Below are 20,659 nucleotides of genomic sequence, written 5' to 3' on the forward strand. Positions count from 1 at the left end.
GCGCCGTCCCTACACCAGCCAAAGGGGCTGCTTCCCGTCCAAATGGCTGGCGGCGCGGTTCCTTCGAAACGGTATCATCCCAACCAGCAGTGCTTACGGTCGTCTTTGGCGTCCTTCAGCCCTGCCCCGCAAGGGGAGAAGGGCTTATGAGGCTCAATGCGCGAAGGACAGCCGCAGCTCCGCGACGGCGCCCTTTTGCGCGCTTCGCACCCGGTCCGCCAGCTTGACGATCAGAAGCGAGGAGAGCCGCCGCATGGCGGCGTCGATGTCGTCGTCGTCCCCGGCGTCCAGCATCGCCGCCATGTCCGGCGTCTCGGCGGTTCCGAAGCGCAGCGCGACCCCCTGGTAGGACAGGGTGCCGACCAGATTGAACTCGTCGAAGCTGACGCTGAGTTCGACCGGCCCCTCCACCCCGCTCTCGCGCAGGGCCTCCAGCGCCTCGCCCACGGCGTGGCCGGCGCGCAGCACGGTGTCGGGGCGGACGCCCCACAGCTTGCCGCTGTACTCCATCGCCTCGGCCGCCTCCTGCGCCTCCCGCGCCGGGTCGAGCGTGTGGCGCACCGTCTTGCGGACGCCGATGCGGAAGAGGGCGTTCAGCGCCACGGCGGCGAGCGCCCCCATGGTCAGCCCGGACTGCACGATGACCTGGAGCCAGTCGGGCGCCTCGCGGGTCAGCTGCGGCACCAGCATCACCGAGGTGCCGATCACCACCGCCAGCCCGACCGTGAAGTTGCGCCGGGGGTTCATCATGCGGGACATGACCAGATCCATGCCCGCCGTGATCATGTAGGCGGCGGTGTAGAGCAGGATGCCGCCCACCACCGGGGCGGGGGTCATCACCAGCAGCCCGGCCAGCGGCGGGAAGAAGGCCGCCAGCATCAGCGTCAGCCCGGCGGCGACGCCGACGCGCCGGGCGGCGACGCCGGTGGCGTGGGCGAGGCCGATGTTGGCCGAGGCCGAGCCGCCGGGCAGGGTGCCGGTCAGCCCGAACAGCACATGGATCAGCCCCAGCCCGGTGACCGAGCGCGCCACCATCGCCATGTCGGCGCGCCGCCAGCGGGCGTCGGTCATGCGGTCCATCGACAGGGTGCTGCCGAACTGGTCCATGATGGTGATGAACTGCGCCAGCGCCAGCACCAGGATCGGCACCGGATGGAACTCGGGCAGCGGCAGGTCGAGGCCCAGCACCGGCACCGCCATCCACGGCATGTCCAGCGGGTTGCCGGCCGGCATGTTGCCGGTCAGCGCGGTGACCGCCGTTCCCACCACGGCGCCGGCCACCATCGCCACCCGGCGCAGGGCCGGCGAGCCCCAGATGGCGGTGCCCACCATGCAGGCGACGGTGGCGCCCGCCGCCAGCATCGCCGGGACGGAGAGCTCGTAGGTGCCCTGCGTGAAGCCGACGCTGCGCGACACGCCCCCGGTGATCAGCGTGATGCCCATCATCACCAGCACCACCCCGATCACCTCGGGTGGGAAGACCGAGCGCAGCCGGGGGATGACCCGCGCCATCGCCACCGCCAGCAGCCCGCTGACGATGGTCGCCCCCATGGTGGCGGCCAGCCCGTAATGTAGGGTCAGCGCGATCTGGATCGGCAGCCGCCCGGCGCCGGGAATGGTCACCAGCAGCAGCCCGGCGCCGAAACGGCTGGACAGCGCCTGCAACAGCGTGCCGCAGCCCATCACCAGCACGGTGGCGTTGACGTAGGCGACGATTTGCCGCTCGTCGAGCCCGATGCCCTGCGCGGCGATCGCCGCGTAGAGCGCGAAGATCAGCGCCAGCAGCGCGTGCTGCACCCCCATGCCGACCACCACCGGCAGGGGCGGGCGGTCCTCGATGGCGTAGACCATCTCCTCGGGGCGCTGGCGGGCGGACGGGAGCGGGCGGGGAAAGACGCGGTCGAGCCAGCCCGTCACGCGACGCTCTCCCCGGCTTCCTGCGGCAGGGCGGGCATCGGGTGCGCGATCCGTTCGGCGGCCACCCTGCGGATGCGCTCTGCCGGGAGGCCGCACAGCGCCTCGTAGCGCGCCAGGGCGCGGTCGGCGCCGTTGCGGCCGGCGGTCAGCGCGTGCAGCGGGTAGGCGAGCATCCAGTGTTCCTCGTCGGCCAGCCCCAGGGCGGCCTCCTCGACCACCCGATTGGCGAAGTCGCGGAGCGTAAGACCGGCACCCTCGCCGCGCAACCCGTCGCGGATGGCGGCGTCGCGCAGGGCCGGCAGCGCCTCCCACGGCGCCAGGGCCGACAGCCGCGCCCAGGCTTGCGGGTTGGCCATCAACCCTTTCTGCAAGGCGGCCGGCGCCAGCACGACCGAGGCGGCGATACGAGGATCGGGCAGGTCCAGAAGCTCGGCGTCCGGGAAGTTGGCGCCGCAGGCCCGGCCCTCGATGTAGAGGTCGGCGCCGCAGCGCGCGAACAGGGCCTCCAGCGCGCCCGCCCCCTCCAGCGCCGCCAGGAAGTCGCCCAGCGGCGGCGTTTCCTCGAAGCGGAAGCGGATGCGGGCGTCGAGGAACTGGGCGAATTGCTGGTGCTCGGCATGGGCGGCGTCCGGCCGCACCAGCCGAGCCTCTCCGCCGCCGAGCGGGCGCGCCATGCGCGGCGGACCGGCCAGGAAGTCGAACAGCGGCGGATCGCCCTCGATCCGCAGCATGGTGTCGTAACCCTTGTAGCCGCCGCGCCCGGCCGGGATGACCTGCATGGCGGTGCCGGGGCCGTGCATCCAGCGGAAATAGCCGGCGAGATCGGTGAAGGGCTCGGGCGGCGGCTGGTGGAGGCGGCGGTCGCCGGGGGCGTGCGCGGCCCCGAACATGCGCGGCCACAGCGTCAGGCGATTCTCCAGCAGGCCGGTCGGCGCGCCGGCCTCGAAGGGGCTGTTGGCGAACAGGGCGATCATCGCGGGCGCGGCCCACAGGATGAGGTTCAGCGCCGGCACCGCGCCGTCCGCCGTCACCCCGGTGGTGGGGCCGTTCTGGGCCTTGGCGTCGATGCCCTGGTCGTGGCGCCAGCCGCGATCCTCGACCCAATGCGTGTAGATCGGCTTGGGCGCCCGAATCCGCCGGTACAGAGCTTCGTCGATGACGGTCGCGGGATGCTCGGCAAGGTTCAGGGCGGCGGCGCCGTTGTCGGCCAGCGCGTCGAGGACCGCGTTGACCTCCCGCCGCACGATCCGCGCGAGGCGGTTCAGGTGGCCGCCGCCGTCATGGCCGAATTGCCGGCCGATGGGCGCGAAGGCGTATTCCAGGTTGTTGAATCCGTTGTCGACCGAAAAGACGCCATCAGGGCCGTAAAGCCCCATCAGCCGGCCGCCCCCGGTCATGTCGGTCACCGGTTCCCCAAGGGCCGTCCGGCGTTGGCGCAGCGTGTGGAAGACCGCCCCGGCGTCGTGGGTGCCCCCGCCGGTCCGCTCCACGACCGCGAATTCCAGTTCCAGGCCGAGGCTCGGTTCCGCCATGGCCTGACGGCGTGGTGCGTGTGCGTCCATGCGATGCGGCGCGATCTCCGGAAATAACGGTCGGAGTATAGGCGCAAACCGCGAGGTGCCGGTATTCCGTTGTGGAAGCGGCGGCAATTTTCACAATTGTGAGACGCGACGGGGCCTTGCCGGTTCCGGATCGTTTCCGGGAGGGAACACTTCCCCGCTTATCGATTGGAAACGCGGAGGTCGAGGCCGGCGGCGATTCCCCAATCGCGGCCGGACTCGACCCCTCGCCGTCCCTTTACAGGGACGTGACCCGCTCGATCAGCGTGGCGATGCCCTGGCCGACGCCGATGCACATGGTGCAGAGCGCGCGGTTGGCCTGTCGTTCCTCAAGCTCGTGCATCGCGGTCAGCACCAGCCGGGCGCCCGACGCCCCCAGCGGGTGGCCGAGCGCGATGGCGCCGCCATTGGGGTTCACGTGCGCGCCGTCGTCCGGCAACCCAAGCTGGCGCAGCACCGCGAGCCCTTGCGCGGCGAAGGCCTCGTTCAGTTCCACCACGTCGATGTCGCGGAGGTTCAGCCCCTGGCGCTCCAGCAGCTTGCGGGTGGCCGGGACCGGGCCGATGCCCATCACGCGCGGGGCCACGCCGGCCGTCGCCATCCCGGTCAGCCGGGCGCGCGGCGTCAGGCCGTGGCGCTTCACCGCCGCTTCCGACGCCACCAGCAGCGCCACCGCGCCGTCGTTGACGCCCGAGGCGTTGCCCGCCGTCACCGTGCCGCCGGGGCGCACCACCGGCTTCAGCGCCGCCAGCATCTCCAGCGTGGTGGCGGGGCGCGGGTGCTCGTCGGTGTCCACCACCGTGTCGCCCTTGCGGCCCTTGATCGTCACCGGGGCGATCTCGCGCACGAAGCGCCCGGCTTCCAGGGCGCGGCCGGCGCGCTGCTGGGAGAGGGCGGCGAAGGCGTCCTGGTCGGCGCGGTTGATTTCATAGTCGGTGGCGACATTCTCGGCCGTCTCCGGCATGGAATCGGTGCCGTACAGCGCCTTCATGCGCGGGTTGACGAAGCGCCAGCCGATGGTCGTGTCGAAGATCTCGGCGGAGCGCGAGAAGGCGGTCTCGGCCTTGCCCATCACGAAAGGCGCGCGGCTCATGCTTTCCACGCCGCCGGCCAGGATCAGGTCGGCCTGGCCGGATTGGATGGCGCGGGCGGCGATGCCGATGGCGTCCATGCCCGACCCGCAGAGCCGGTTCACCGTGGTGCCGGGCACCTCGACCGGCAACCCGGCCAGCAGCGCCGCCATGCGGGCGACGTTGCGGTTGTCGTCGCCGGCTTGGTTGGCGCAGCCGAGGATCACCTCGTCCAGCGCCGCCCAGTCGACGGACGGGTTGCGCGCCATCAGCGCGGTGATCGGCACGGCGGCGAGGTCGTCGGCGCGCACGCCGGCCAGCGCGCCGCCGTAGCGGCCGAACGGGGTGCGGAGGCCATCGCAGAGATAGGCGGCGGTCATGACGGATCCTTTTCGACGGAGCGCAGCGGAAGCCCCGCCAGCGCGCAGCGGCGCAGCAGGGGCGAGGCGCGGTAACGGTCCTCCCCGTAGGTGCGGGCGAGGTTGTCCAGCGTGCGCAGCACCAGCGCCGGGCCGACGCGGTCGCCCCAGGCCAGCGGCCCGATGGGGTAGTTGACGCCCTTGGTCATGGCGAGGTCGATGGCGCGGCCGTCCGCGACCCCTTGGTTCAGCGCGTCGGCGGCCTCGTTTGCCAGCATGGCGACGGTGCGGGCGACGATCAGGCCCGGCACGTCGTCGATCACCGCGACCCGCTTGCCCAACGCCTGGAACAGCCCGGCGCAGGCGGCGAGCGAGGCGGCCGAGGTCTGGCGGGCCGGAGCGAGCGCCACGGTGGCGGCCGTCGTCCAGTCCAGCGCCCAATCGAACAGCACCACCTCGGCGCCGGTCAACGCCGCGCGCTCGGTGGCGAGGCGGCCGTCGCTGGGGGCTAGGATCACGGAACCGAGGCGCAATTCGCCGGGGCCGTCCTCCTCGCTCACGGCGATGCCGGCCTCGCGGATCAGGGCGGCCAGCGGCTCCGCGAAGCCGAGCGGGCCGGCGACGGTGACGGCGGTGGGTGCCGGGTTCGGGACGGCGATGGCGGGTTCCGGAGCGGCCGCACCGGAGCGGTAATCGTAGAAGCCGCGCCCCGATTTGCGGCCGAGCCAGCCGGCCTCGACCAGTTCGCGCTGGACCAGCGAGGGCTGGAAGCGCGGGTCGTTGTGGAAGGCGTCCCACACCGAGCGGGTGACCGCGTAGTTCACGTCATGGCCGATCAGGTCCATCAACTCGCACGGCCCCATGCGGAAGCCGCCGGACTCGCGCAGCACCGCGTCCAGCGTGGCGGGGGAGGCGGCGCCTTCCGCCAGCACGCGCAGCGCCTCGGCGTAGAAGGGGCGGGCGACGCGGTTGACGATAAAGCCCGGCGTCGAGCGCGCCTGCACCGGCACCTTGCCCCAGGCGGCGGCCGTGGCCTCCAGCGTGGCGGCGATGGCGGGATCGGTGGCCTTGCCGCGGACGATCTCGACCAGCGCCATCAGCGGCGCCGGGTTGAAGAAATGCAGGCCGGCGAGGCGTTCCGGGCGCTTGAGCTTGGCGCCGATGGATTCGATGGAGATGGACGAGGTGTTGGTCGCGAGGATGCAGCCCTCCGGGACGATGTCCTCCAGCGCGGCGAACAGGCCGCGCTTGACGGACAGGTCCTCGACGATGGCCTCGACGACCAGACCGGCCTCGGACAGCGCGGCCATGTCGGTGCAGGTGGTGACGCGGCCGAGGATGGCGGCGCGGGCCTCCTCGGTGATGGTGCCCTTCGTGGCCATCCGCGCCAGATTGGCGGCAATGGCGCCGGCCCCGCGTTCGACCGCCGCCGGGGCGCTGTCGAACAACAGCACTTGGTGCCCCGCGACGGCGGCCACCTGGGCGATTCCGCTTCCCATCGTCCCGGCGCCTACCACGGCGACGACCGTATCCTTGGACAGGGCGTCCGCCGCCCCGCTGCCTGTTTTCCCGCTCACTGACGCCCCCTCCGGCTTTGTTTATTAAGCCCTCTCCCAGGGCGGGAGAGGGAGATTTTTCAGTCACACGCGCAGCACGACCTTGCCGGTCACCTTGCCGTCGCGGACCATCTGCAACGCCCGAGCGTAATCCTCGAAGGGCAGGCTTTCCATCACCTTCGGGCGGATGGCGCCGCTCTCGTAGAGGTCGAACAGCTCGGTCTGCACGCGGCGCACCCAGTCGGGGGTGCGGTCGCGGTAGTCGCTCCATTGCAGGCCGCTGACGTGGATGTTCTTGACCAGCAGGTAGTTGACCTTCACCTCGGGGATCGTGCCGCTGACGAAGCCGATCACCACCATGCGGCCTCGCCACGCCATCGCCCGAAGCGCCGCCGTGAACGCCTCGCCGCCGACCGGGTCGAGCGCCACGTCCACCCCGTGGCCGCCGGTCAACTCCTTGATGCGGTCGCGCAGCGCGTTGCGCAGGTCCGGCATCGTCAGGTCGACCGTGTGGTCGGCGCCGTTCTCGCGCGCGATGGCCGCTTGATCCTCGCCGATCACCCCGGCGATCACCGTGGCGCCGAGGCCCTTGGCGATCTGCACGGCGGCCAGCCCGACGCCGCCGGCCGCGCCGTTGACCAGCACGGTCTCGCCCTTCCGGTACATGCCCCGCTCGACCAGCGCGAAATGCGCCGTCTGGTAGGCGAGGCCCATCGCCGCCGCCTCGTCGAAGGACATCGCGTCCGGCAGCACGAAGCATTGAGCCGCCGGGACGACGATCTCCTCGGCGTAGGCGCCGTATTCGAGCTGGCAGACCACGCGGTCGCCGGGCTTGCACACCTCCACGCCCGAGCCAACCGCCAGCACCACGCCGGCCGCGTCCTTGCCGGGGCTGAAGGGCGGCTTGGCGAGGATCTGGTATTTGCCGCCGATGACCAGCAGGTCGGGGTAGTTCACGCCGATCGACTTGACCGAGACCAGCACCTCGTTCGGCCCGGCCTGCGGGGTGGGGCGCTCCTCGACGGTCATGCTGTCCGGCTCGCCGAACTGGCGGATGGTGATCGCTCTCATGTCGGTCTTTCTTCTCTGAACGTCCTGGCCCCCTCCCCATCCCTCCCCCGCTGCGCGGGAGAGGGGGCAGGAGCTTTGGCGGGAGCCGGCGGCAGTTCCCTCTCCCGCAAAGCGGGGGAGGGTTAGGGAGGGGGAAAACGTCAGCCGTCGAGCAACCCGTTCGCCTCGCCCAGCGCCGGATAGCCGACCTCGGGGGCGTCGGCCCGCAGACCGGCGGCAAGCGGGGTGGGAAGCGCGGTGATGGTCCGGCCATCCGGTCCCGTCAGACTGCGGGCGAACAGGCCGCGCTCCCGGAAATGTGGGTTGGCGAGCGCCTCCTCCACGCTGCTCATGACCACACAGCAGACGTCCTTGCCGGCGAAGGCGGCGCGCCAATGGGTGGAGTCCTTGCCCGCGATCAACTCGGCGACGGCCTGCTTGGTGCCGATCGGATCCTTGGAATCGTCACGGAATTCCTCCGGCAGCCCGATGATGGCGCAGAAGGTGGCCCAGAACTTGTCCTCCAGCGGGGCGGCGGCGAGGAAACGCCCGTCGGCGGTGCGGTACATCTGGTAGCGCGGCGTGCCGCCGGTGACCAGATCGCCGCCCGGCACCGGCCATCGCCCCTCGGCCAAGCCGTTGCCCATCGCCCAGTAGAGGAAGGTGAACATCCCGTCCGCCATGGCGATGTCGAGGTGGCAGCCCTTGCCGGTGCGGTTGCGCTCCAGCAGGGCCATCAGGATGTTGACCACCGCCGGGTAGGTGCCGCCGCCGACGTCGGCGACCAGCGCCGCCGGCAGGACGGGGGCGCCGTCGCTGCCTGCCGCCAGCGACAGCATGCCGGTCTCGGCGACGTAGTTCAGGTCGTGCCCGGCCTCGGCCGCCTTCGGCCCGCTCTGCCCGTAGCCGGTGATCGAGCAGTAGATCAAGCCGGGGTTGATCGCCGACAGCGCTTCATAGCCCAGCCCCAGCCGGTCCATCACGCCGGGGCGGTACTGCTCGACGATCACGTCGGCGGAGCGGATCAGCGGCATCAGCCGCTCCACCGCGCCCAGTTCCTTGAGGTCGAGCGCGATGGAGCGCTTGCCCCGGTTCAGCAGGCCGAAATTCACCGCGTCGGCACCGAATTTCGGCTCGTAGCTGCGCATCTCGTCGCCGCGTCCGGGGCGCTCGATCTTGATGACCTCGGCCCCGGCCTCGACCAGCATCAGCGTAGCGAGCGGACCGGGCAGCAGGGTGCTGAAATCGAGGACGCGGATTCCGTCGAGCGGGCGCATCACGTGAGCCCCTTCTCGGCGCGGCGCTTGGCGACCACGGCGCGGCGGGCCGGGGCGTAGTCGGGGGTGCCGATGGTCTCGAACAGGGCGGCGGTCACGTCGTAATGATGCGCGAGCCCGGTGCGCTCCAGCAGGCCGATGGGGCCTTCCGGGTAGCCGAGGCCGAGCTTCAGCGTCAGGTCGAGGTCGTCGGCCGTCGCTAGTTGTTCATCCAGGCGGCGTAGCGAGGCGTTGTAGTAGGGACGGACCAGACGGTCGATGATGCGGCCGGCGAAATCGCCGCACACCGCGACCTTCAGCCCGGCGCCCTCCAACACGGCCTTGGCGGCGGCGATGGCGCTGTCCGGCGTGGCCGGCTGGCGCACCAGTTCGACGAGGTCGGATGGCGCACCGTCGCCCAGGCGGAAGCGGGCGAAGCCCAGCACGTTGGAGCCCTCGGTCCCCCGGCTCTCGCCGGTGTGGGTGCCGAGGCTCTCGGTGCGGAGTTCGACCAGGATCGCGGCGCGGGATGCGCGGTCGGTCACGTCGTTCAGCGCGGAGCCGGCATCGGCGCCGATCAGGATCACCACGTCACCGGCGGCCGATCCCCCGTCGAGCAGGGCGTGGGCGGCGGGGAAGGAGCGGCTGGATCCCGTGTCGATCAGTTGGTAGGGCATGGCTCAGCCTCCGAACATCGCGTCTTTGTCGTAATTGTAGAACCCCCGGCCCGACTTGCGGCCCAGGTGGTTCGCGGCGATCATCCGCTTGACCAGCGGCGGGCAGGCCGCGCGCGGGTCGTTGGTGACGCCGTGCAGCGCCTCGCAGAGCAGGAGCTGGGTGTCGAGCCCGACGAGATCCAGCAACTCCAGCGGCCCCATCGGGTAGCCGAGCCCCGCCTTGATGGCGCGGTCGATGTCCGCCGGCTCGGCGACGCCCGCCTCGACCATGCGGATGGCGTCGTTGTTGAAGGGCACCAGGAAGTAATTGAGGATGAAACCGGGATTGTCCTTGGTCTTGACCGGGCGCTGGCCCAGCGCCTCGGCGAATGTCCAGGCGGCGTCGAACACCTCGGGCGCCGTGGTCAGGCCGGGCGACATCTCGATCAGCTTCATCAACTGGGCGGGCAGGCAGAAATGCATGCCGACGACGCGCTCGGGCCGCCCCGACCCGCCGGCGATCTCGGTGATCGAGAGCGTGGAGGTGTTGGACGCGAAGATGGTGTGCGGCGGGCAGACGGCGTTCAGATCCGAGAACAGGCCGTGCTTGACCTTCAGATCCTCGAAGATCGCCTCGATCACCATGTCGCACTCGGCCATCGAGGCGATATCGGTGGTGCCGACCAGATTGCCCAGGATCGTCTCGACCGCTTCCGCTGTCAGCTTGCCGCGCTGCACCGACTTGGCGAAGAAGCCCTCGGTCTGACGGCGGGCGCGGTCCAGCGTGTCCTGGCGGGTGTCGTAGAGGATGGTGCGGAAGCCGGCCCGGGCGGCGACGATGGCGATGCCGGCCCCCATCGTGCCGGCGCCCGCGACGCCGACCGTCTTGATGCTGCTCATGTTCAGTTCTGCCTTTCGATGAAGCTGCGGCCGATCAGTTGGCGGTGGACCTGGTTGGTCCCTTCCCAGATCTGCGTGATCTTGGCGTCGCGCATCAGCCGCTCCACGCGGTAGTCCTTGCAGTAGCCGTAGCCGCCGAGAAGCTGCACCGCCTCCGTGCTGATCCGCATGGCGAGGTCGCTGGCGCGCATCTTCAGCATCGACGCCTCGACGCCGAAATCCTGCTCCCCGTCGTCAATGCGGCGGCCGAGCTGCCACAGCCACGCCTCGCACATGGCGAGGTCGGTCGCCATGTCGGCCAGCAGGAACTGGATGCCCTGGAACTCGATGATGCGCTTGCCGGACTGGCGGCGCTCGTTGATGTAGGCGACGGAATCCTCGAAGGCGGCCCGCGCGATGCCCAGCGCGTGCGCCGCGACGCTGGGCCGCGACTTGTTCAGCGAGGCCAGCAGGATGCGCAGGCCGTCGCCCGGCTGGCCCAGCAGGTTGGCGCGCGGCACCCGGACGTTCTCGAAGGACAGCGCCGCCGTGCTCGACGCCCGGTGGCCCATCTTGTCCTCCTTGCGGAGGATGTTGAGGCCGGGCGCGCCCTTTTCCAGGATCAGGACGGAGATGGACTTCTTCGGGTCGTCGATCTCGCTCCATTTGCCGAAGACGAGGTAGAGGTCGGCCACGTCGCCGTTGGTGATGAAGATCTTGGCTCCGTTGACGACGATGTCGTCGCCGTCCGGCGTGAAGCGCGTCTTCATGCCGGTGGCATCGGAGCCGGCGGATTCCTCGGTGATGCACAGCGCGCCCAGCGCGCCCTCGGCGAGGCGTGGAAGAAGGCGCTGCTTCTGCTCCTCGGTGCCGAAGTCGATCAGCGGCTTCATGCCGTGGAAGTTGGTCGCCCAGACGATGCCGGTGGACGCGCAGGCCTTGCTGATCTCGCGCACGCAGGCGAGGTAGGCGACGTAGGAGAGCTGGGCGCCGCCATAGGCCTCCGGCACGAACATGGCGTTCAGGCCCAGCTCGTTGATGCCGTGGACGTTGTCCCACGGGAATTTGCCGGCGGCGTCGTAATGCTCGGCCTTCGGCGCGATTCGGTCGCGGGCCAGCGCCTGGACGCTCTCCAGCAGCATCGCCTCCTCGTCGGAGAGCGGGATGTGGGCGTCGAGCTTGTCGAAGACGTTCATTCCCTGGTCCTTCTTTCCGGCTTAGTGGGCGATGCCTTGGCCGCCGTCGAGGTAGATGGTCTCGCCGGTCAGGAAGGGGATGTTCTCCTCCAGCAGCATGGCGGAGAGCTTGGCGACGGCGTCGGCGCCGCTGGGGCCGCCGGTGGGGATGCGCTTTTGCAGGAAGGCGCTGAGCGGGCCTTCGGATAGCGCCTCGCGGTTCAGGTCGGTCAGGATGTAGCCCGGAGCCAGATTGACGACGCGGATGCCGGCCGGCGCCCACTCCACCGCCAGACAGCGCGAGATCGCCCCGACCGCCGCCTTCGAGGCGCAGTAGGCGAGGTTCCGTTTCACGCCCATACGGTCGTAGAAGGAACCCATGTTCAGGATCATGCCCCTGGTCTTGGCGAGGTGCGGGTAGGCTTCCCGCGCGGCGACGAAGACGGCGGTGGCGTTGGTCGTCATCACCGCGTTGAAATCGTCGGTGGAGAAGCTGTCGCTGCGCCCGTCCAGATGGATGCCGGCGTTGTTGACCAGCGCGGTCAGCCCGCCGCCGATGCCGGCCAGAGTGGCGAACACGTCGCGCAGCGCCGTCTCGTCGGTTACGTCGCAGCGGTAGGGCAGCAGCCGTTCGGCGAGGCCGGAATCCTCGGCCGACAGTTCCGGGATGTTGCCCTTGCGGGTCAGGCAGGCGACGGTGAAGCCGCGCCGGGCCAGTTCGACGGCGATGTCGGCGCCGATGCCGCGCCCGGCGCCGGTGATGGCGACGATGCCGCTCTTGATGGAAGTCTGGGTCATGTCAGCGATCCTGGAAGCTGGCTTTGCGCTTTTCGGCGAAGGCGGCCATGCCCTCGGCGGCGTCGGCGGTCTGGAAGGCGAGGGTGGAGAGATCGGCCTCGACCTTCAGCCCCTCGTGGATCGGCAGATCGCCGGCCCGCTGCACGGCGGAGCGCGCGAAGGACAGGGCCAGCTTGCCGTAGACGGTGAACTCGCGCGCGAAGGCGGCGGCGTTGTCGAGCAGCGGCTCGTCGATCAGCCGGTTGACCAGACCGATGCGCTCGGCCTCCTCGGCGCCGACGGTGCGGCCGGTCAGGATCATCTCCAGCGCGCGCGCCTCGCCGATCAGGCGCGGGAGACGTTGGGTCCCGCCGTAGCCGGGGATCAGCCCCAGCTTGATCTCCGGCAGGCCCAGCTTGGCGTTGCGCCCGGCGACGCGGAAGCTGCACGCTAGCGCCATCTCCAGCCCGCCGCCGAAGGCGAAGCCGTTGATCACCGCGACCGAGGGCATCGGCAAGGCGGCCAGCTTGGCGAAGACCGCCTGCCCGAACTCGGCGCCCTTCTTCTGGGCGTCGAGGCTGCGGCCGGTCAGTTCCTTGATGTCGGCCCCGGCGCAAAAGGATTTCGGGCCGGCGCCCGTCACCAGCAGGGCGCGGGCGTCGCCCTGCGCCACCTCGTCGAGCGCCCGGCCGATCTCCCCCAGGATCGAGAAGCTCAGCGCGTTGAGGGCCTCGGGACGGTCCAGCGTGAGGACCGCCAGCTCATCCAGCCGGGTCAGGGTGACGGGCATCAGGTGGGTTCCTTCGTGAAGGCGGGCGTGGTTGCGGCGGAGGCCGTCCAGCGCACCGAGGTCGGTTGCAGCGTGCCGCTCTTGACCCAGTCGATCAGGCCGCGCTTGAGGATCTTGCCGCTCGGCGTCATCGGGAAATCGCCGGTGATCGCCAGATACTCGGGCATGTCGTATTTCGACAGGCCGGAGTCGAACAGATGGTCCAGGATCTCCTTGGGCGTCGGCGGCGTGCCTTCCACCGACAGGATCAGGCAGACCTTCTCGCCCAGCCGGTCGTCGGCCACCGGGATGGCGGCGGCGATCAGCACCGACGGGTGGCGCTTGGCCAGATCCTCGATGCGCGAGGGGTGGATGTTGTGGCCCCCCCGGATGATGAGGTCCTTCTTGCGGCCGACGATCTCCAGGTTGCCCTTGGCGTCGATGCGGCCGAGGTCGCCGCTCATGAACCAGCCCTGGCGGTTGAACGAGCTTTCGGTGGCGCGCTGGTTGTCGAAATAGCCCAGCATCAGGCAGCCGCCGCGCCCGCCGATCTCGCCGATCTCGCCGGGGGCGGCCTCGACGTCCGGGGCGTCCTGTTTCCAGATCCGCACCTCGTAGGCGTTGCAGGCGCGCCCGCAGGTGCCGACGATGGTCTCCACGTCGTCGCCCGGCCGGGTGTACTGGTGCGACCCGTTCTCCGTCATGCCGTAGATGTTCTGCGGCTGGATGCCGAGCGCCAGGAAGCTGCGCGCGGTCTCCTGTGGGATCGGCGAGCCGGCCATGTAAAAGATCGTCACCGCGCCCAGCTTGTCCATGCTCCGGCGGCGCAGGTCGGCCAGGATGTCGATGGCGTGGGTCGGCACGCCCATGATGTAGGTGGCGCCGGTCTCCACGATCCAATCCAGCGGCTTCAGCCCGGCCGGCGGATCGTTCACCACCAGCTCGCAGCCGGCGGCGAGCGCCTGTTCCAGGGCGACCGTGCCGATGTGGTGGCTCATCGGGCTGAGACTGAGCAGGATGGTGTCCGGCCCGTGGCCCCAGTCCTCCACCATCGCCCGGCCGTTGGCCATCAGCGTGTTGTCGGAGTGCATGACCGCCTTTGGCGCACCCGTCGTGCCGGAGGTGAAGGCGAGGTAGACGACCTTGTCGGCGTTGCCCACCGGCTCGGCGTGGACCGGGCGGCGCGGCTCCATCGGCGGGAATGGCAGATCGGCGCCGCTCCAGCGGTCGCCGTAGGGCTCCAGCCGATGGATGCGCTTCATGGCCGGCAGGTTGCGCGCGGCGGCGAAGACGTCGGCGCTCTGGGCGTCGGCGCCGTAGCCGGTCTGGCCGAAGAAGGCCGCGGCGTCGATCCGCTCCAACAGCCCGGCGATCTCGGCGACCGTGTAGTTCTGGTGCAGCGACGGGTTGCAGACATAGCCGTTGCGCGAGCAGGCGAGGAAGACCACCACGGCCTCGACCCGGTTGGGCAGCCAGACCGACACGCGCTGGCCACGCCGGATGCCCCCCTCGTCGAGGTCGTCGGCGACGCTGTCGACCCAGGCCAGCAACTGCGCCCAGGTCAGCCGTCGGACGCCGTCGCGCAGCGCGAAACGGCCCGGCCGTTCGGCGGCGCGCTTTGCCAGCAGACCGTACAGCGTCTCGCCGCGCCAGACGCCGGACGCCTTGTAGCCCGCCGCCAGCGCGGGGTCGTGGAGCGTAAGGACGGTGTTCACGGGTGGTCTCCCTTGCCTTGCCTGATCAGTGGCCGAACTTGTCGGCGTCCGGCTTGCGGCGCTCGGCGAAGGAGGCGGCCAGCTCGTGCGCCTCGTCGGTTTCCAGGTAGCCGCGCAGCAGCAGGTCGTGCGCCATGCGCGACAGGCCGCTGACGCCGTTGTGGCGGGCGTTGAAGGCGGCCTTCAGCGAGGCCAGCGCGAAGGCGCCGCGGTCGGCGATCTCCAGCGCCATGGCGCGGGTCGCGGCCTTCAGCTCGGCGGCGGGGACGACCTCGTTGATCAAGCCGATCTCGGCGGCCTTGGCGGCCGTCATCTTCGGGTTGCGGAACCAGATGTCCTTCGCCCGCTTCTTGCCGACCAGATCCTCCAGGTACCAAGTGCCGTAGCCGGCGTCGAAGCTGCCGACCATCGGGCCGACCTGCCGGAACACCGCGGTGTCGGCGGCGATGGTCAGGTCGCAGACCATCTGCAAGACGTTGCCGCCGCCGACCGCGAAGCCGTTGACCGAGGCGATGACCGGCTTCTGCAGCTTCTCGATGCTCTCGTACATCTCCAGCGTCGGCAGGACGCCGGCGTAGAGCTGCGAATCCTCCATGCCATCCTTGCGGCCGCCGGTGCAGAAGAACTTGTCGCCCGCCCCGGTGATCACCAGCACGCGGGTGCGCGTCTCGCGCCGCACCTCGTTGATGCAGTCGCGGATCTCGTGGCACATCGTGGCGTTGAACATGTTCCCGTCGTCGGGACGGTTCAGGGTAAGGGTGCCGACAGGGCCGTCTTCCGAGTAGAGAATGGTTTCGTAAGTCATTGTCAGCGTTTCCATTTGTTCGTTCGTTCAGCGATCAGATGATACCGGCTGCGCTCAAGGCCGCGAGGTCCTTCTCCGCACAGCCGCCCAGCTCGTTCAGAATGGCTGCGGTGTGCTGGCCCAGGCGCGGGGGCGGCATGCGGGGCGCGGTGGGGGCGCCGTCGACCTGGATGCCCAGGTTGATCTGCGGCACGGTCCGTTCGCCGTCCCGCAGCGCGTAGATCGTGCCGCGCGCCAGCAGCTCGGGATCCGTGGCGACCTCGTCCAGGCGGTTGATCGGGCCGGCGGGAATCTTGGCCTCGGCGAACAGCGCCAGCCATTCGGCGCGGGGGCGGGCGCGCAGGATCTCCTGGATGCCGGCGACGATCTCCGGCCGGGCCTCGCGGCGCTTGGCGTTGTCGGAGAAGCGGGCCTCACCGGCCCAGTCCGGCCGCCCGACCGCGTTGCAGAAGCGGCGCCAGATGCCGTCGTTGCCGAGACCCAGCGTCATCGGCTGGTCGGCGGTCTCGAAGACCTGATAGATGGCGATGACGCTGTCGCGCCCGCCCGAGCGGCGCGGCAGCTCGCCGGAGCCCAAATAGGTGACGATGCGCGGGGTCATGAAGCGGGTCATGCTCTCGACCAGCGCCACGTCGATCTTGCGGCCTTTGCCGGTGCGGGTGCGCTCCAGCAGGGCGGCGCAGATCGCCAGCGCGGCGTCCTGGCCCGACAGCATGTCGGCGGCCGGGCTGCCGACCTTCTGCGCCGGGCCGTCCGGCTCGCCGGTCAAATCCATGACGCCGCTGTAGCCCTCGGCGATCAGGTCGTAGCAGGGCAGGGCGGCGCGGTCGCCGGTCAGGCCGAAGCCGGTGATCGCGGCGAAGATCAGGTCCGGCTTCACGGCCGACAGCGTCTCGAAGCTGATGCCCAGCTTGTCCTGCGTGCGCTGGACCATGTTGACGATGACCACGTCGGCCTGCCGGGTCAGGTCGAGCAGGATCGCCAGCCCCTCGGGCCGGGTGTAGTCGAGGGTGACGCTGCGCTTGTTGCGGTTCACGCTGAGGAACCACAGGGATTCGCCGTCGAGGAAGGGCGGCCCCCAGGCGCGGGCGTCGTCGCCGCCGCCGGGCCGCTCGATCTTGATGACGTCGGCCCCGAGATCGCCCAGGAGTTGTGTCGCGTAGGGGCCGGCGACCGACGTGGTCAAGTCGAGGATTCTGACGCCGGAGAGCATTCCAAACGGCGTTCCGCTTGGCGCGTCGGGGAGGTCGTCCATCGGAAGCATGGTGTCTCGCTGTTCCGGGCTTGTGTGGTCACCGCCACAGCAGCAAGGGGCATGCCAAGAGGAGAAATTGCAGTTAAGATACTATTATCAAAAGAATATACGAGATACTTCATGTGTCTTCGCACCGTGCGCATGGCGCATGGTGTGTTTTGCAAATACACCGCGTCGCGAACGATATGTGTTCCCAGAAGACAGTGCCTGTGCTTACGTTGCCCTCCAGACGCCGCGAGAGCGCTGGATCGGGAGGGAAGTTCGAATGACGCAGACAAGCGATGCGACGCGGTCCGGCGTGCTGGTTCTTGATGAGAGCGGCAATGTAAAGTTTCAATCTGGTCTGGGCGAGCGCGCCGATGTGCGGGGCACGTTGTTGGGACTGCGCAGCCAGTTGAAGGAGCGCCGGCTGTTCGGCATCGATGTGGATGGGACGCATTGCTTCGTGCTCGGCTGGCGCGGCCCGGACGCCGCCCTCTTCCTCATCCACGCGGGCAAGCGGGAGGACACGCTGCTCGACTTCGTGGGCAGCGTTGATTTCGCTTACGCCATCCTGAACCACCTCGTCAGCAGCCCCTACGAGGGCATGACGGTGGTGGACGACAAGGCCAAAATCCGCTTCATCAGTCCGGTGCACGAGGGATTCTTCCATCTCGGCACCGGCGAGGCGGTCGGCAAGCCGGTGACCGAGGTGATCGAGAACACCCGCCTGCACGAGATCGTCCAGTCCGGCAAGGCGGAGATCGGCAAGATCCAGCAGATGCGCGGCGTCACCCGCGTGGTCAGCCGGGTCCCCATCCTGGAGAACCGGAAGGTGGTCGGCGCCATCGGGCAGGTGATGTTCAAGGCGCCCGAGCAGTTGCAGCAGCTCAGTTTGGAGGTCAACCGCCTGCGCGACGAGGTCGCCCAGTACAAGCGCGAGATTTCGGGGCTTCTCAACCGCTCCACCGGGCTGGACCAGATCATCGGGACCAGCGACGCCATCCGCCAGTTGAAGGCCGACCTCGCCAAGGTGGCGCCGCTCGACGTGCCGGTGCTGGTGATCGGCGAGAGCGGCACCGGCAAGGAGTTGGTGGCCAACGCCCTGCACAGCCTCAGCGCCCGCCACGGACGCCCGATGGTGATGGTGAATTCAGCGGCGCTGCCGGCCAGCCTCGCGGAGAGCGAGTTGTTCGGCTACGAGCCGGGCGCCTTCACCGGGGCCGAGCGCAAGGGCCGCAAGGGCAAGTTCGAATCCGCGCACAAGAGCACGCTGTTCCTCGACGAGGTCGGCGACATGCCGCTGGATCTCCAGGTCAAGCTGCTGCGGATTTTGCAGGACGGCGTGTTCGAGCGGGTCGGCGGCGAGCAGCAGCGCTTCTCCGATTTCCGTCTGGTCTCGGCGACCAACCGCGACCTCGGTCAGATGATCCAGAGCGAGAAGTTCCGATTGGATCTCTACTACCGAATCAGCCCGGTGACCTTGAAGATCCCGCCCTTGCGCGAGCGGCTGGAGGACATCCCGGCCATCGTGCAAGGCTTCCTCGCCAGCCTGTCCAGCCGCAACCGCAGCAGCGTGCGCTTCGTGGACGACAAGGTCTATGGCTACCTGCAATCGTTGAAATGGCCGGGCAACGTCCGCCAGCTTCTGCACGAGGTCGAGCGCGCGGCGATCTTCTCCGACGGTACGACGATCCGGGTCGAGGATTTCCGCCCCTCGGCGCTGCCCGGCATGTCCCCGCCGCCACCGCCCGTCACGATCGCCCCGCCGGCCGCGACGGAGATGCGCGCCGCCGTGGAAAGCGTCGAGGAATCGCTGATCCGCGAGGCGCTGCAACGCCATGGCGGCAACAAGAAGCGGGTCGCCGAGGAGTTGGGGATCTCGCGGTCGTATCTGTACAAGCGGCTGCGGAGCATCGAGGAGGCGGTGTGAGGGTATTGGCCGCGCTGCCCCCTCCCTAACCCTCCCCCGCTACGCGGGAGAGGGGACTGCCGCCGAACGCCGACAAGAGTCCTGCCCCCTCTCCCGCCAAAGGCGGGGGAGGGATGGGGAGGGGGCAAGCGGAGTGTCCTCACCGAAGACATTGTGTTCCCCGACGACACCGTCCGCCCTCCCGATTGTGTGCGCAACGGCATCATCCTGCCATTTCCCAACTTGGCACGGCGTTTGCTGTTGATGGTCCGAACAATCCGTCAGCCACCGCGCCGCCTCGCCTAGACGGCTTGGACGCGGAAACGCCCAGAGCGGCCCGGCTGACCCAACCGCACTGACAAAAAATTCGGGAGGACCGATGTCCAAGAAGCGCCTCATGCTCACCGTCGCCGCGTTTGCCGCGTCGCTGTCCGCCTCCGTTCCGGTCCAGGCCCAGACCGTTTCCGACGACGTCGTGAAGATCGGCGTCATCGTCGACATGACCGGCGTCTATTCCGGCAACGGCGGCAAGGCCGTGGTCGTCGCCTCGCAGATGGCGGTGGAGGATTTCGGCGGGACCGTGCTGGGCAAGCCGGTCGAGGTCGTGTCCGCCGACTACCAGAACAAGGTCGACATCACCTCCTCCACCGTGCGCCGCTGGTTCGAGCAGGACAAGGTGGACATGGTGGTCGAATCCACCGACAGCGCGTCCGCCATCGCCATCCAGAAGCTGGGCGCCGACCGCAAGCGCATCACCATCGCCGCCGGCTCGGCCTCCACGGCGCTGACCAACGCGGAATGCTCGCCCTACGGCATCCACTACGTCTACGACACCTACGCCCTGGCGACCGGCACCGGCCGCGCCGTGGTGCAGGAGGGCGGCAAGAAGTGGTTCTTCCTGACCGCCGACTACGCCTTCGGCCATTCGCTGGAGAAGAACACGTCGGACATCGTCAAGGAGATGGGCGGCACCGTGGTCGGCGCCGTCCGCCACCCGCTCAACACCAACGACTTCGCGTCCTACCTGCTCCAGGCGCAATCGTCGGGCGCCGACGTGGTGGCGCTCGCCAACGCCGGCACCGATTTCAGCACCTCGCTGAAGCAGGCGCAGGAGTTCGGCCTGACGGCGTCCGGCACCCAATCCATCGCGGCGATGCTGGTCTTCCTCAGCGACCTGAAGGCGCTGGGGCCGGACGTCGCCAAGGGCGTGAAGTTCACCACCGGCTTCTACTGGGACTACAACGACGAGACCCGCGCCTTCTCGGAGCGCTTCTTCAAGCGTTTCGGCACCATGCCGACCGACATCCAGGCCGGCGCCTATTCGGCGGTGACGACCTACCTCAACGCCGTCAAGGCGGTCGGCAGCGACGACGCCGACAAGGTGCGCGCGCATCTGCGCACGGTGACGATCAACGACTTCTTCGCCAAGGACGGCAAGATCCGCGACGACGGCCGCATGGTCCACGAGATGTATCTGGCCGAGGCGAAGACCCCAGCGGAATCCAAGTCGGCCTGGGATCTCGCCAAGGTCCTGCGCCCGATCCCCGGCAACGACGCCTATCTGCCGCTGGAGCGCAGCACCTGCCCGCTGGTCAAGAAGCCGTGAGCGACGATGGGATCATCCTGGAAGCCCGCGCTCTGTCCAAGGAGTTCAAGGGCTTCATCGCGGTGAAGGACGTGAACCTGCGGGTGAGGCGGGGCACCATCCACGCCCTGATCGGTCCCAACGGCGCCGGCAAGAGCACCGTCTTCAACCTGCTCACCAAGTTCCTGACCCCGACGCGCGGCCAGATCCTCTACAAGGGCAAGGACATCACCCGCGCCAAGCCCGCCGACATCGCGCTGATGGGGCTGGTGCGGTCCTTCCAGATTTCAGCCGTCTTCCCGCATCTAACCGTGCTGGAGAACGTCCGCGTCGCCCTCCAGCGCCCGCTCGGCACCAGCTTCCATTTCTGGAAGTCGGAAGCCAG

The 20,659-nt window shown here is 69.3% G+C and carries 17 protein-coding genes; 3 read left to right on the top strand and 14 right to left on the bottom strand.

Annotated features, from left to right (window positions below; genetic code table 11):
- Positions 1 to 153 precede the first annotated feature (153 nt).
- From EJ913_RS30080 to EJ913_RS30145, 14 genes are all read right to left on the bottom strand, one after another.
- Positions 154 to 1,917 carry a uracil-xanthine permease family protein gene (locus EJ913_RS30080; protein WP_127004946.1) on the bottom strand — a complete coding sequence of 588 codons (1,764 nt, stop codon included), beginning with the start codon at positions 1,915 to 1,917 and terminating at the stop codon, positions 154 to 156.
- Positions 1,914 to 3,449, bottom strand: coding sequence for a glutamate-cysteine ligase family protein (locus EJ913_RS30085; RefSeq protein WP_185910019.1), 1,536 nt, complete (start codon positions 3,447 to 3,449; stop codon positions 1,914 to 1,916). The genes EJ913_RS30080 and EJ913_RS30085 overlap by 4 nt, the downstream gene beginning before the upstream one ends.
- 265 nt (positions 3,450 to 3,714) lie before the next feature.
- Positions 3,715 to 4,926: a 3-oxoadipyl-CoA thiolase gene (pcaF, locus tag EJ913_RS30090; protein ID WP_127004950.1), complete on the bottom strand. Its 1,212-nt coding sequence runs from the start codon at positions 4,924 to 4,926 to the stop codon at positions 3,715 to 3,717.
- Complete coding sequence (paaH, locus tag EJ913_RS30095; RefSeq protein WP_244939555.1) at positions 4,923 to 6,482, bottom strand: 3-hydroxyacyl-CoA dehydrogenase PaaH; 1,560 nt, start codon at positions 6,480 to 6,482, stop codon at positions 4,923 to 4,925. Before paaH ends, pcaF begins: the two co-directional genes overlap by 4 nt.
- A 63-nt stretch (positions 6,483 to 6,545) precedes the next feature.
- Entirely contained in the window at positions 6,546 to 7,532 is a 987-nt protein-coding gene (locus EJ913_RS30100; RefSeq protein ID WP_127004952.1) for an NADPH:quinone oxidoreductase family protein, read from the bottom strand.
- 140 nt (positions 7,533 to 7,672) lie between these two features.
- Positions 7,673 to 8,788 carry a CaiB/BaiF CoA transferase family protein gene (locus EJ913_RS30105; protein ID WP_211099074.1) on the bottom strand — a complete coding sequence of 372 codons (1,116 nt, stop codon included), beginning with the start codon at positions 8,786 to 8,788 and terminating at the stop codon, positions 7,673 to 7,675.
- Positions 8,788 to 9,444, bottom strand: a complete 657-nt coding sequence (locus EJ913_RS30110; RefSeq protein ID WP_127004956.1) for a 3-hydroxyacyl-CoA dehydrogenase family protein — start codon at positions 9,442 to 9,444, stop codon at positions 8,788 to 8,790. Before EJ913_RS30110 ends, EJ913_RS30105 begins: the two co-directional genes overlap by 1 nt.
- Positions 9,445 to 9,447: 3 nt before the next feature.
- Positions 9,448 to 10,323 (bottom strand): 3-hydroxyacyl-CoA dehydrogenase family protein, encoded by an 876-nt coding sequence (locus EJ913_RS30115; RefSeq protein ID WP_127004958.1) that lies wholly within the window; start codon positions 10,321 to 10,323, stop codon positions 9,448 to 9,450.
- Positions 10,324 to 10,325: 2 nt separating this feature from the next.
- Positions 10,326 to 11,498 (bottom strand): acyl-CoA dehydrogenase family protein, encoded by a 1,173-nt coding sequence (locus tag EJ913_RS30120; protein WP_127004960.1) that lies wholly within the window; start codon positions 11,496 to 11,498, stop codon positions 10,326 to 10,328.
- A 21-nt stretch (positions 11,499 to 11,519) separates the two neighbouring features.
- Positions 11,520 to 12,275, bottom strand: a complete 756-nt coding sequence (locus tag EJ913_RS30125; protein WP_185910020.1) for an SDR family NAD(P)-dependent oxidoreductase — start codon at positions 12,273 to 12,275, stop codon at positions 11,520 to 11,522.
- A 1-nt stretch (position 12,276) separates the two neighbouring features.
- Positions 12,277 to 13,044: an enoyl-CoA hydratase/isomerase family protein gene (locus EJ913_RS30130; RefSeq protein ID WP_127004962.1), complete on the bottom strand. Its 768-nt coding sequence runs from the start codon at positions 13,042 to 13,044 to the stop codon at positions 12,277 to 12,279.
- The gene (locus EJ913_RS30135) at positions 13,044 to 14,738 is read right to left on the bottom strand and encodes a class I adenylate-forming enzyme family protein (RefSeq protein ID WP_127004964.1); all 1,695 of its coding nucleotides are present in this window, start codon (positions 14,736 to 14,738) and stop codon (positions 13,044 to 13,046) included. The genes EJ913_RS30130 and EJ913_RS30135 overlap by 1 nt, the downstream gene beginning before the upstream one ends.
- A gap of 25 nt (positions 14,739 to 14,763) precedes the next feature.
- Positions 14,764 to 15,543 (bottom strand): enoyl-CoA hydratase-related protein, encoded by a 780-nt coding sequence (locus EJ913_RS30140; RefSeq protein WP_127004966.1) that lies wholly within the window; start codon positions 15,541 to 15,543, stop codon positions 14,764 to 14,766.
- A 34-nt stretch (positions 15,544 to 15,577) separates the two neighbouring features.
- Positions 15,578 to 16,807: a CaiB/BaiF CoA transferase family protein gene (locus EJ913_RS30145; protein ID WP_127004968.1), complete on the bottom strand. Its 1,230-nt coding sequence runs from the start codon at positions 16,805 to 16,807 to the stop codon at positions 15,578 to 15,580.
- Between the two features lie 256 nt (positions 16,808 to 17,063).
- Here EJ913_RS30145 and EJ913_RS30150 point away from each other — a divergent pair, with 256 nt between their 5' ends.
- The 3 genes from EJ913_RS30150 to EJ913_RS30160 all read left to right on the top strand — a co-directional run.
- Positions 17,064 to 18,710: a sigma-54 interaction domain-containing protein gene (locus EJ913_RS30150; protein WP_127004970.1), complete on the top strand. Its 1,647-nt coding sequence runs from the start codon at positions 17,064 to 17,066 to the stop codon at positions 18,708 to 18,710.
- 358 nt (positions 18,711 to 19,068) lie between these two features.
- Positions 19,069 to 20,295, top strand: a complete 1,227-nt coding sequence (locus tag EJ913_RS30155) for an ABC transporter substrate-binding protein (protein WP_127004972.1) — start codon at positions 19,069 to 19,071, stop codon at positions 20,293 to 20,295.
- Positions 20,292 to 20,659 (top strand): ATP-binding cassette domain-containing protein (locus EJ913_RS30160; protein WP_127004974.1); only part of this gene is annotated, 368 nt, incomplete at its 3' end. The genes EJ913_RS30155 and EJ913_RS30160, both read left to right, overlap by 4 nt.

Origin of the sequence: Azospirillum doebereinerae, assembly GCF_003989665.1 — a bacterium.
GTDB classification, from domain to species: Bacteria; Pseudomonadota; Alphaproteobacteria; order Azospirillales; family Azospirillaceae; genus Azospirillum; species Azospirillum doebereinerae.

Coding starts and splice junctions, on each gene's coding strand:
- EJ913_RS30085 (WP_185910019.1), bottom strand. CDS start 3,449: ATGGCGGAACCGAGCCTCGGCCTGGAACTGGAATTCGCGGTCGTGGAG.
- pcaF (WP_127004950.1), bottom strand. CDS start 4,926: ATGACCGCCGCCTATCTCTGCGATGGCCTCCGCACCCCGTTCGGCCGC.
- EJ913_RS30100 (WP_127004952.1), bottom strand. CDS start 7,532: ATGAGAGCGATCACCATCCGCCAGTTCGGCGAGCCGGACAGCATGACC.
- EJ913_RS30105 (WP_211099074.1), bottom strand. CDS start 8,788: ATGCGCCCGCTCGACGGAATCCGCGTCCTCGATTTCAGCACCCTGCTG.
- EJ913_RS30110 (WP_127004956.1), bottom strand. CDS start 9,444: ATGCCCTACCAACTGATCGACACGGGATCCAGCCGCTCCTTCCCCGCC.
- EJ913_RS30115 (WP_127004958.1), bottom strand. CDS start 10,323: ATGAGCAGCATCAAGACGGTCGGCGTCGCGGGCGCCGGCACGATGGGG.
- EJ913_RS30120 (WP_127004960.1), bottom strand. CDS start 11,498: ATGAACGTCTTCGACAAGCTCGACGCCCACATCCCGCTCTCCGACGAG.
- EJ913_RS30125 (WP_185910020.1), bottom strand. CDS start 12,275: ATGACCCAGACTTCCATCAAGAGCGGCATCGTCGCCATCACCGGCGCC.
- EJ913_RS30130 (WP_127004962.1), bottom strand. CDS start 13,044: ATGCCCGTCACCCTGACCCGGCTGGATGAGCTGGCGGTCCTCACGCTG.
- EJ913_RS30140 (WP_127004966.1), bottom strand. CDS start 15,543: ATGACTTACGAAACCATTCTCTACTCGGAAGACGGCCCTGTCGGCACC.
- EJ913_RS30145 (WP_127004968.1), bottom strand. CDS start 16,807: ATGCTTCCGATGGACGACCTCCCCGACGCGCCAAGCGGAACGCCGTTT.
- EJ913_RS30150 (WP_127004970.1), top strand. CDS start 17,064: ATGACGCAGACAAGCGATGCGACGCGGTCCGGCGTGCTGGTTCTTGAT.
- EJ913_RS30155 (WP_127004972.1), top strand. CDS start 19,069: ATGTCCAAGAAGCGCCTCATGCTCACCGTCGCCGCGTTTGCCGCGTCG.